This window comes from Erythrobacter colymbi (assembly GCF_002155685.1).
Classification (GTDB): domain Bacteria; phylum Pseudomonadota; class Alphaproteobacteria; order Sphingomonadales; family Sphingomonadaceae; genus Erythrobacter; species Erythrobacter colymbi.
Genome location: NZ_MUYK01000040.1, coordinates 1 through 10,076, shown reverse-complemented (window position 1 = coordinate 10,076; position 10,076 = coordinate 1). Strand labels below are relative to the sequence as shown.

Genomic DNA, 10,076 nt, shown 5'->3' with positions numbered 1-10,076 from the left:
TGCGGATTCCGACGATCGCGCGCATGTATTCCGATCTGATGCCGCGCAGCGTTCCGCTTTGATCGCGCGCAGGTGAAGCACCTGATCGTTGGTATGTTGTGGCACTATGCTTTGCCGCGGGTCAAGCGGCTTGAGCGGCGATGCTTCGCCGCATGGATTCCCCGGATAGCTCGAGCCTGTGGGCGTTGTGGACAAGCCGATCGAGGATGGCATCGGCGTAGGTCGGATCGCCGATGAGATCGAACCAGCGCGCGATGGGTAGCTGGCTTGTTACGAGCGTTGAACGGCGCCCATAGCGATCCTCGAGGATCTCCAGCAGATGATGGCGGGCATTGCCATCGAGCGGCTCAAGCCCCCAGTCATCGAGGATGAGCAGGTCCACGCGGGCCAGGCTCTTCATGCGCGCAGCAATGCGGCCATCGCCCTTGGCAAGCGACAGCTCGTCGATCAACCGCGGCAGGCGGGTGTAGAGAACCGAGCGATTGTCACGGCAGGCCTGATGCCCGACGGCGCAGGCCAGCCAGCTCTTGCCGACCCCTGCTGGTCCGATAATCGCACAGTTCTCATGGGCAGCGATCCAGCTGCCCTTCAGCAGCATTTCGAACAACCGCCGATCGAGCCCGCGGGCGCTGCGATAATCAACGTCCTCAGGCACGGCTTGGTGCCGCAGCTTTGCCTGACGCAGGCGCAGGGCGAGGCGCTTGTCATTGCGCCATGTCGCTTCATGATCGAGCAGCAGCGCCAGCCATTCCGCGTGGTTCAGGCTGGCGGCATCGCCATTGCCATCCAGATCCGCAAAGGCTTGGGCCATGCCGATAAGGCCAAGCTGGTTCAACTGATCAAGTGTGGGGTGTTTGAGCATCCTTGCTCCTTTCAGTGGTAGTATTGAGAGCCCCGGATATTGTCGTGCAGGATCGGCTCGCGCTCCGGGGCTTTGGACACGGGCACCTTGTCGAGCCCCTTTTCGAGGATCGATTTTACAGACGGATAATTGCGCGCGCCGATCTCCAGCGCGCGAAGCGCAGCCGCTTCAAGGCGCTCAGCGCCGAACCGCTTGGACAAGCCGATGATCCCCAGGCACGAACGGTAGCCTTGCTCGGGATGCGGCCGGTCCTCGATGATGCGCGCCATCAACAGCGACAGCATCGGGCCGATCCGGCCCGCCTCCTCCTGGATCTTTGCCGGTGTCCAGTCGAGATAGCGCCGGTGGCTCGATGGCATGTGCTCGGGCACGGTCGTGTGCCGACCATTGCCACTGCCGCGCATGTGCACCGCGATCCGCTCGCCGCCGAGGAAGATCTCGACGCTGCGGGCCGTGTAACGCACCTCAACCTCGCGCCGCGCGTAGCGGTGCGGCACCGAGTAATGATGCTGCTCGAGCGCGATATGGTAATCGAGCCCAACCCGGCAGCGCTTCCATTGCGCATGAACCCATGGCTCCGGTGGCAGCGGCTTCAGGTTCGGCGCATCGACCTCCTCGAACAGCTGGCGGCGCGTGCGGCCGAACTGGCGAAGCACACGGCGCTCATTCAGATCAGCAAGGCACTCGGCAATGGCAGCGTTGAGCTCGGCCAGGCTGTAGAAGATGCGATTGCGCAGACGGCCCAGCACCCAGCGCTCGACGATCCTGACACAGGCCTCAACCTTCGCCTTGTCCTTGGGCCTCCTCGGCCGTGCCGGCAGCACTGCCGTCCCGTAATGCCGAGCCATGTCCGTGTAGCTGCGGTTGAGCATCGGATCGAAGTGGCAAGCCTTGATCACCGCGACCTTGGCATTGTCGGGCACCAGCAGCTGCGGCGCTCCGCCGAAGAATGCGAAGGCAGCATTGTGAGCCTCGGCCCAGTCAGCAAACTGCTCGGTCCAGGTCGCACACGCAAACGACAGGCTCGAGCCGCCCAGCACCGCGACGAACAGATGCGCATCGCGGATCTCGCCGGTTCTGCGGTCTACCACCACCGGCACCGTGTCGCCCGCATAATCAACGAACAGCTTCTCACCGCCGGCATGGCTCTGGCGCATCACCAGCGGCAGCCGGCCTTCCCAGCGCCGGAACAGGTCGCACCACCGGCTGTAGCGATAGCCGTCGGGGTTCGCCGCGTGGTATTCCTCCCACAGGATCTGCAGCGTCACGTGCTTGCGCTTCAACTCGCGCGCCACCACCGCCCAGTCGGGCTCAGGCAACTTGCGGCGCCCGGGCTTCACCCCTGGCACGCCGTAGAGCCGGGACTCCAGGTCGCTGTCCGTCATTTCAGGCTGCACTGGCCAAGTCAGACCCGACCGATCGAACCGCCGAAGCGTATCCCGGACCGTCGTCGGTCCGACCCCGACCCGCTCGCCAACCACCCGCGTCGAAAGCCCGCAGTCCAGACTCAGACGCAAAATCTCGCGCACATGGCGCATCGTAACTCTCCTCGTCGGCATGCATTCCTCCAACCGTTATCCGGTCGAAAGAATGCCCCAACGATCAGGTGAGCCTCACCTCAAACTGCGCGCGATCATATCGGAATGCTGCGCGCGCAATTCTCGGAACACCGCGCGCCATCACCTCGGAATCCCGCGCGCGATCAAATCGGAACACCGCGCGAGATCACCTCGGAATCCGCAACTACCGCGCCGCAGCGCTTCGACTGTTTCAGTATCCGCACCCGCTTGCTTGACGAGCAAGGTGTGCCAGGGAACGCAGTAATTACACTCGTTTTCGAAGTTGGCCGTTTGGTAGACTATCTGCCGTTCCACGGGCGAGAGAGAGGTCTCGTCGAAAACTTCCCACCCGAAGCTGTAGGTCGCAAGCAACGCTGGGGCATTCGCCATGACACGCTCGAGATTGGGGATCATGCCAAAGCTGCGTCGGGTTGTCTCGAGGTGTTCGCGGGCTGCCTCGGGTGAGTAGCCCCTAGTTTTCTAGACGCCTTCCGCTTTCAAAATCTGCTGCCGTTCGAACTCGACGGGCGACAGCATCCCGTTCCTGACCTGCTTGCGCACGGGGTTGTAGAACATCTCGACGTAATCGAACACATCCTGCCGGGCTTCCTCGCGGGTTTTGTAGGTCCGGCGCCGGATGCGTTCGCGCTTGAGCGACGAGAAGAAGCTCTCGGCGACGGCATTGTCATGGCAGTTGCCGCGTCGACTCATCGAGTGCTCAAGATTGTGAGCCCGGATGAAAGCAGCCCAGTCCATGCTGGTGAACTGCGAGCCCTGATCCGAATGGATCAACACCCGCTGCTTCGGCTTGCGCCGCCATACCGCCATGTGCAGCGCCTGCAGCACGACATCGGTGGTCTGTCGGCTCTGCATCGACCAGCCCACCACGCGGCGCGAGTAGAGATCGATTACGACCGCCAGATAGGCAAAGCCCTCCAGGGTGCGGATGTAGGTTATGTCTGTCACCCAGGCCCGATCTGGCGCAGCCACGTCGAACTGGCGATCCAGAGTGTTGTCGACCGCCAGGGAAGGTTTGCCGCCATAGCTGCCAGGCCGACGCTTGTAGCCGACCTGGGCCCTGATACCCGCCAGCCTGGTCAACCGCGCAACGCGGTTGGGGCAGCAGGTCTCGCCGTGATCCAGAAGGTCATCGTGCAGCTTGCGGTAGCCATAGACCTTGCCGCTGTCGTTGCAGGCTTTGCGGATCAGATCGGTCTGCCGGGCATCTTCCCGAGCCCGCTGGCTCAGCGGGCTCTTCTGCCATGCATAGAAACCACTGGGCTGGATGCGCAGGCACCGACACATAGCCCGAACCCTGAACTGGTGACGATGCTCGGCAATGAACGCGTATCTCACTTTGCATCCCTGGCGAAATACGCGGTGGCTTTTTTTAGGATGTCGCGCTCCTCGGTCACCCGGGCCAGTTCGCGCTTCAGCTGGCGGATCTCGGCATCCTTGCCGGCATCGCCGGACACCTGTCGGGCCAACTGCCGCTTCCAGGCATACAGCGAATGCTGGCTGACGCCGAGCCGCTGCGAGACCTCGGCTACAGGATATCCGCGTTCGGTGATCTGGGCCACCGCATCACGCTTGAACTCATCACTGAAATTGGGCTTCCCCATCATTGCCTCCTGTCCTCAAAATTAGGATCGAAGGCGTCCAGAAATCTAGGGGCTACTCAGGGGGCGGTGGTTTCATCATGCAAAGGAAAGTTCATAGTTGGTCTCGCTCTTGCCTGTGGCCGTGATAGGCTTTTATGGATACGCATACATAATTATGCAAGGGGGTGCTATGGTCGTGATCTCAACAAGTTGCTTGTCGAAGCGACCGTTGCGCAGGCCAACGCCATCATGATGGAGCCTCCTGCCAAGGCATTAAGCGCCGCGTCATTTTGACTGGCGAAGCGAACGAGCGGAAACGTTACGACTTCCGCAAAGCTTGTAGGGTACATGGCAACCTCCTTGATCAAGGCTAAGGGGGCGACGCTTGACGTCGCCCCCACAACCACGAGATCAGAACTTGTAGGAAATACCGACCAGCGTCTGATGTCGTTCGCTATTGCGGCCATCGGAACCGAAGTCGCTGTAGCGATATTCAACCCGGGCCCGGATATTGGGCGAGATCGCATATTCTGCGCCTCCGCCGACCAGCCAGCCATCGCGATTGTCACTGCGAGTTGCTATACTGCCAGCCTGCTCGATCTCCGTCCGCACGCGGCTGTTGGCATAGCCGCCACGGGCATAAATCAGCACATCATCTGTTACGAGATAGCCTGCCCGAGCTGTCAGATCGAAGCTGTAGCGTTCATCAAGCGTGATTTGATTGCCAGCAGATCGACCCGCGCTGCTGTCATCCAAGGCGATGCTGAAGCCCGCTTCGGCGCCAAGAACCACGCGGTCTAGGACCTTGTGATCATAGCCCGCAAAAGCGCCGATCACGACCGAATCGCGGGCCACTTCGCCATCAAGGGGTTGCCCCCCTTCCGTGCGCCCGGCCGCTTCGGCCCGGTTCCAGCCAGCGCTCGCCCCGATGAACGGGCCCTCGAATGGCTGTGCATCCTGCGCAAAGGCGGGAGTGGCGGTTGCCGCAAGCGCAATGGCTGCGAGAATTGCATGCTTCATGATTGTTTTCCTTATTCTCAGATGGGGAGGAGAACGATGTGATGAGGTGAGTCTTGTCTTAGCGTGCCCTGGCCGCTGCGAGGCTGTCGGCCGCAGCCCACAGCGACAAAGCAAAGAGGCCGATGTCCTTGAGCAGAAACTGGCCGGGCAGCACCGAAATGCCGAGTCCGCCGACGCTTGGCTCAAACACGCCGGGCGTCGTCAGAAAGAAGCTCGATGTCAGGACAAAGGTTGCCGCCGCCGCCAGTGCTCCGTAATGCGCGAGCCGCGGAGCCACGAACCGAGCCGAGATAAGCAACCCGATGACGACCTCGATGCCGCCGATGATGTTAGAGATGCCCTGGCCAGAGAAGATCCCGAGCAGGAACGAAATGAAAGGGCTGTTGGCGATCAGCCCATTGATGGCCTCGGCTTCGTAGGCGGTGAACTTCATCGCCCCAAACCAGACGAAGATGACCGGCAGGGATAGGTAGACTGCCGTGCGTGCAGCATTTTCAAGCGCGCCCGAATTGATCGGCGCAGCGCCCTCTTGGGTAATTGTTGTCATGACGAACTTCCTTGTGTCAGCTGTGGCCAAGGGCCTCAGGCTGCGGTGGCCACGACCGGAAAATCGATGTCGGTCTGGGCAATGTGGTTGATGTAATTGGTGAAAATATTGGCGACGACATTGGCTGTCACTTCGATGATATCGCCATCGTCAAGGCCAGCAGCTCGCGCGTCGGCAAGATCGGCATCAGTTAGGTGGCCCTTCTCGGCAACGATCCGCGAGGCAAGCGCCAGAATGGCCGCAAGGCGCGGGTTGCCCGATGTCCCGTTGAGGTTGGCAAGAATTTCTTCCTGGCCGACCTTCATCGAAGCCGAAATGGCGCTGTGGGCCGAGGCGCAGTAGTCGCAGCGATTGGCCTTTGCGACCGTCAGCGCGATTGCTTCGCGGGTCTTGGCATCGAACGTGCCTTTGCCGAGCGCGTCACCGAGGCCAAGCAGCGCGGAAAGCACGGCCGGGCGCTGCGCGGTCGTGCGGTACAGATTGGGAACCATGCCGACTTTGCCCTTGATTGCGGCAAACAGCGCTGCTGCTTCGGGCGAGGCATTGGTGTCGAGAACGGGATTGATACGGGTCATTGTGCATCTCCTAGTAAGTTATCATATGGTAACAATTAGATCAAAAGAGAGGCGCAAGAAGTCCGGGTATGGCCACTTGCGCCGTCTCGAGAATCGCTCTATATGTTACGGGCCAGTCAGTCAACAAAAAAGTTCGCGCTATGGGCAGACCCAAAAATTTCGACCCCGAAACAGCGATTGCCGCCGTTAAGGAACTGTTCTGGCTTCAGGGCTACGAGGGCACCTCGTTGCACGATATCGAACTTGCGACCGGCCTCGCCAAGCAAAGCCTCTATCGTGAATTCGGCGACAAGCGCGGGATCTATCTGGCGGCTCTGCGACACTACGAGCAGCACGAGGCCGCCGAGGCCGCTCGCGTCCTTGCCCAGCATGATAACCCGCGCGACGCATTTGCGGCGCTGTTTGCGATTGTCATCGCAGAGGCTGAGTCAAGTCATCGGCGCGGCTGCTTCCTGTGTAACGCCGGAGCTGACCGCACCATGATTGATCCTGCGATAGGGACTGCCGTGTCGGACGCAATGGAACGCCTCGCCTTTACCTTTGCCCGAAAGCTTGACGACGCGGACCCCTTACTCGGACGCGCCCGCGCCTTGGTCGCATTCTACGTGGGGCTTCGGATCTCGGTTCGTGCCGGGTGTGCTTTCGATCCTCTCGTCGCCACGGTTCGGCACGGCATCGGCGTCTTTTTTCACGACCACAAATAAGCGCGCGATTGCGAGCCCCGCATGTAACCCGATGCAAGAAATCTGCGAAACCGGCGACGAGAATTGCAGCTAGAGCCATTTGTTTGCCGGTACTCCTGAATGACTGTCGCGCCAAAATTCCTCCCTCTTCACCGCCATCACGTTCCAACCGAAGCATTGCGACAGCCCGCTAACCCGAAGGGACGAGAAGCCCACGGGTCGCCTCGGTGCTGGCCGAGATAATCCCCCCGCGCAAAACACCCCCATTGCGAAGGGAAAGTGTCATACCCGGGCGCCTCAGCGACGGAGTTGTGACAGTCTTGGCCAGCGCCGTTTTTTCCTGCATGATCAAATCGTGACGAGCTACGGGCACGTCACAAGAAGCGGGCACCCTTGGCCTTTTGCTCACGGCCCGGATGGGTAACCTTCCTTCTCGTATGAACGAACAGTATTCTGAAGTGGCAAGCAAGCCCGCGCGCCGCGACAGGAAATGCGTCAAATTATCATGTCCAATACCCACACGCTTATCGACGAATTGGTCTGCGAACTCGAGCCGGTCCGTCCGCTTAAGCAAACCCAAGGTTTTGCCGTAGCCATCGCCTCGGCGGGCTTGGGCTTGTCTGCAATGATCGGACTGTTCGGGATCAAGGCTGATCTTGCCGCCGGCCAATTCGAACCCAGCCACCTGATTGCCACCGGGCTATACCTTTTGCTTGCGACTGCCTCCGCCGGTAGCGTGGTGACAATGAGCCACCCGAGAGTTGGAGCCGTCCACACTGGATGGATGTGGCCTGCGGCAATGGTCACCCTTTTGCCGATTGCTGCACTTCTGTTTGCGTTTAGCCAGCGTCAGGATCTGCTTGCGCACGAGTCCGTCGCGCACGGGACGGTGTGCTTCACGATTGTCGGTAGCACTTCTGCGATCGTCATGGCTTCGCTCATTTGGTGGCTGCGCCGCGGTGCACCGACCTCTCCCGAGCAGGCAGGCCTTTTGACCGGCCTCGCCGCGGGCAGCTTCGGGATCTTCACGTTCTCCCTCTATTGCCCGGAGAACGACATAGTCCACATCTGGCTCTGGCATTCTGTCGCTCTATTCCTTGCGACGGCAATAGGTCGCCTGATTGTGCCTTCGTTGGTTCGGTGGTAGTGAATGCAAAGCCAATCGGGTTCGTTGGTGATCGGCTCGATGAATTGCCCACTGTGTAGATTTCCGCTGAGAAGTGACCCGGTAAGGGCATAAATTTCCATTGAGAATTGACCCATGTTTGAACCCGCCCCTGGCTGACCAGTCAGGGGTATCGGGAGTGATCGACATGGATTTATTGAGTGTAATTCGCCGGTGGCGCCTTCGTGATAAGATCCCGCTTCGTGAGATTGAGCGGCGCACCGGTTTGTCGCGCAACACGATCCGCAAGTATCTGCGCGCGGATACGGTGGTGCCGCAGTTCAAGGTACCTGACCGGTCGAGCAAGCTGGACCCGTTTGCTGAGAAGCTGACGGGTTGGTTACAAATCGAGGCTGGCAAATCGCGCAAGCAGAAGCGCACGGCGAAGCAGATGCATGCTGATCTGGCCGTATTGGGCTACGAAGGGTCCTATAATCGTGTCGCTGCCTATGTGCGGGATTGGAAGGCAGGCCGTCTCTTGGCACAGCAGGCCAGTGGCCGCGGAACATACGTGCCTTTGGTTTTCCAGCCAGGTGAGGCGTTCCAGTTCGACTGGAGCGAAGATTGGGCAATTCTTGGTGGCGAGCGTGTCAAGCTGCAGGCGGCCCATACCAAACTATCACACAGCAAGGCGTTCATCGTGCGGGCCTATCCGTTACAGACGCATGAGATGCTGTTTGATGCACTGACGCAGGCATTCCGCGTGCTGGGTGGTGTGCCGCAGCGCGGGATCTTCGATAATCTATGGACGCCTCCCGCCGCAAGATGATTCTGATCGGTACAGTTGGCTCGGGTTGCATGAATCTATCCGGCCTTTGGTTGAAGCGGTTAGGCTTCTGGCCTTGATGGGAGTCCGCTACTTCTTGCCTAATAACATGATCGGCCTTGATGGCCTTGTCGAAAATCAGGCTTCGAAGCGGCGGCCCATGCCGTTGCACCATCAGTATCCACCTCGCAATCGCTGTAGGACAGACCTCGTTTGCATGGCGCCGTTACGCCGGCAGATATTCTTCCTTCCGCGCCAACAGAACCCAAGCAATGCGGGCCGTCTTGTTAGCGAGCGCCACGAGCGCCTTGTTGAAGCCCGCCCGAGCGACAATTCCCTTCAACCAAACTGATCGTTGATCGTCTTTCGCAGCCAGTCGGCTGATCACTGCCCTCGCGCCATGAATGAGTTGTCTGCGCAGGTAGTGGTTGGCGCGTCGGCCAATGCCGCCGAGCTTGGGTTTGCCTCCGGTCGTATACTGTCTTGGGACCAATCCGATCCAGGCGGCGAGCTCGCGGCCTGAGCGGAAATGTCGACCGTCATCCACCGCTGCGACGAGCGCGGTCGCGATCACCGGCCCGACGCCCGGCAACGCAGCAAGCCGACGGCATGCGGCATGTTCGCGGCAGATGCTAACGAGCTTGGCATCGAGCTTCGCGAGGCGGGCTTCTACGTCGGTGAGCTGATCGATCAACTCCGTAAACAGCTCGCGGGCAAGTTCGGACAAATCAGCCTCAGCTACCGCAGCAGGAGCCTGTTGACGGAAGCGCCACGGACCTTTGGGCAGCACGACGCCATACTCGGCGAGAAGCCCTCGCGCGTGGTTTATGAGCGAGGTGCGTTGGACGACCAACCGCTCACGCACGCGATGTAGGCATTGAAGATCCTGCTGCTCGGTCGTCTTCACTGGCACGAAGCGCATAGTAGGCCTCGAAGCTGCATCGTAGATCGCCTCCGCATCGATAGCATCGTTCTTGGAGCCGCGGACGAACGCCTTGACGAATCTGGGGTTTACCAGACGCACTTGACGACCGGCCGCTGCGAGCTGTCGCCCCCAATGGTGGGCGCTCGCACAAGCCTCCATGGCGACGACTGCAGGACCAAGTTCAGCCACTGCATCCTCGAGCTTGGCACGACTCACCTTGCGTGAGACCACCACCCCGTCAGCATCTATCCCGTGTAGATGGAACGACTGCTTCGCCAAGTCGATCGCTAACATTTCCATCGTCATCGCCTTCCTCCTTTTGGTTGGACACCTATGGTGCCCGGAAGACGGGAGGCGTCCATCCCATAACATG

At 60.2% G+C, this 10,076-nt stretch carries 10 protein-coding genes and 1 pseudogene; 3 read left to right on the top strand and 8 right to left on the bottom strand.

Annotated features, from left to right (window positions below):
- Positions 1–121: 121 nt before the first annotated feature.
- The 7 genes from istB to BZF57_RS20145 form a co-directional block, all read right to left on the bottom strand.
- Positions 122–862 carry an IS21-like element helper ATPase IstB gene (gene istB, locus BZF57_RS20175; protein ID WP_086738086.1) on the bottom strand — a complete coding sequence of 247 codons (741 nt, stop codon included), beginning with the start codon at positions 860–862 and terminating at the stop codon, positions 122–124.
- 11 nt (positions 863–873) lie between these two features.
- The gene (gene istA, locus BZF57_RS20170; protein ID WP_162290999.1) at positions 874–2,400 is read right to left on the bottom strand and encodes an IS21 family transposase; all 1,527 of its coding nucleotides are present in this window, start codon (positions 2,398–2,400) and stop codon (positions 874–876) included.
- Between the two features lie 141 nt (positions 2,401–2,541).
- Positions 2,542–2,811, bottom strand: a complete 270-nt coding sequence (locus BZF57_RS21830; protein WP_420810229.1) for a carboxymuconolactone decarboxylase family protein — start codon at positions 2,809–2,811, stop codon at positions 2,542–2,544.
- A gap of 90 nt (positions 2,812–2,901) precedes the next feature.
- Positions 2,902–4,043 (bottom strand): IS3 family transposase gene (locus BZF57_RS20160; RefSeq protein ID WP_143738601.1). Its coding sequence is split into 2 segments (ribosomal slippage): positions 2,902–3,803 and positions 3,803–4,043, totalling 1,143 coding nucleotides; the frame shifts between segments, so codons are not numbered across the junction.
- Between the two features lie 390 nt (positions 4,044–4,433).
- Positions 4,434–5,042, bottom strand: a complete 609-nt coding sequence (locus BZF57_RS20155) for an outer membrane protein (protein ID WP_086741150.1) — start codon at positions 5,040–5,042, stop codon at positions 4,434–4,436.
- Between the two features lie 58 nt (positions 5,043–5,100).
- Positions 5,101–5,589 (bottom strand): DUF417 family protein, encoded by a 489-nt coding sequence (locus tag BZF57_RS20150; RefSeq protein ID WP_086741148.1) that lies wholly within the window; start codon positions 5,587–5,589, stop codon positions 5,101–5,103.
- Between the two features lie 35 nt (positions 5,590–5,624).
- Positions 5,625–6,164: a carboxymuconolactone decarboxylase family protein gene (locus BZF57_RS20145; RefSeq protein ID WP_067407101.1), complete on the bottom strand. Its 540-nt coding sequence runs from the start codon at positions 6,162–6,164 to the stop codon at positions 5,625–5,627.
- Positions 6,165–6,304: 140 nt separating this feature from the next.
- Between BZF57_RS20145 and BZF57_RS20140 the strand changes: the two genes are divergently transcribed.
- The 3 genes and pseudogenes from BZF57_RS20140 to istA (BZF57_RS20130) form a co-directional block, all read left to right on the top strand.
- Positions 6,305–6,868, top strand: coding sequence for a TetR/AcrR family transcriptional regulator (locus tag BZF57_RS20140; protein ID WP_067407099.1), 564 nt, complete (start codon positions 6,305–6,307; stop codon positions 6,866–6,868).
- Positions 6,869–7,352: 484 nt separating this feature from the next.
- Positions 7,353–7,994 (top strand): NrsF family protein, encoded by a 642-nt coding sequence (locus BZF57_RS20135; RefSeq protein WP_162291057.1) that lies wholly within the window; start codon positions 7,353–7,355, stop codon positions 7,992–7,994.
- 166 nt (positions 7,995–8,160) lie between these two features.
- Positions 8,161–8,763 (top strand): annotated as a pseudogene (istA, locus tag BZF57_RS20130) (IS21 family transposase); the annotation flags it as partial.
- A 241-nt stretch (positions 8,764–9,004) separates the two neighbouring features.
- Here the strand turns inward: istA (BZF57_RS20130) and BZF57_RS20125 are convergent.
- A complete protein-coding gene (locus BZF57_RS20125; protein WP_082734746.1) occupies positions 9,005–10,003 on the bottom strand; it encodes an IS110 family RNA-guided transposase in 999 nt (332 codons plus the stop codon).
- Between the last annotated feature and the right edge of the window lie 73 nt (positions 10,004–10,076).

Excerpts from the sequence above, each read along its gene's own strand:
- istB (WP_086738086.1), bottom strand. The coding sequence starts at position 862 with ATGCTCAAACACCCCACACTTGATCAGTTGAACCAGCTTGGCCTTATC.
- istA (WP_162290999.1), bottom strand. The coding sequence starts at position 2,400 with ATGCGCCATGTGCGCGAGATTTTGCGTCTGAGTCTGGACTGCGGGCTT.
- BZF57_RS21830 (WP_420810229.1), bottom strand. The coding sequence starts at position 2,811 with ATGGCGAATGCCCCAGCGTTGCTTGCGACCTACAGCTTCGGGTGGGAA.
- BZF57_RS20155 (WP_086741150.1), bottom strand. The coding sequence starts at position 5,042 with ATGAAGCATGCAATTCTCGCAGCCATTGCGCTTGCGGCAACCGCCACT.
- BZF57_RS20150 (WP_086741148.1), bottom strand. The coding sequence starts at position 5,589 with ATGACAACAATTACCCAAGAGGGCGCTGCGCCGATCAATTCGGGCGCG.
- BZF57_RS20145 (WP_067407101.1), bottom strand. The coding sequence starts at position 6,164 with ATGACCCGTATCAATCCCGTTCTCGACACCAATGCCTCGCCCGAAGCA.
- BZF57_RS20140 (WP_067407099.1), top strand. The coding sequence starts at position 6,305 with ATGGGCAGACCCAAAAATTTCGACCCCGAAACAGCGATTGCCGCCGTT.
- BZF57_RS20135 (WP_162291057.1), top strand. The coding sequence starts at position 7,353 with ATGTCCAATACCCACACGCTTATCGACGAATTGGTCTGCGAACTCGAG.
- BZF57_RS20125 (WP_082734746.1), bottom strand. The coding sequence starts at position 10,003 with ATGGAAATGTTAGCGATCGACTTGGCGAAGCAGTCGTTCCATCTACAC.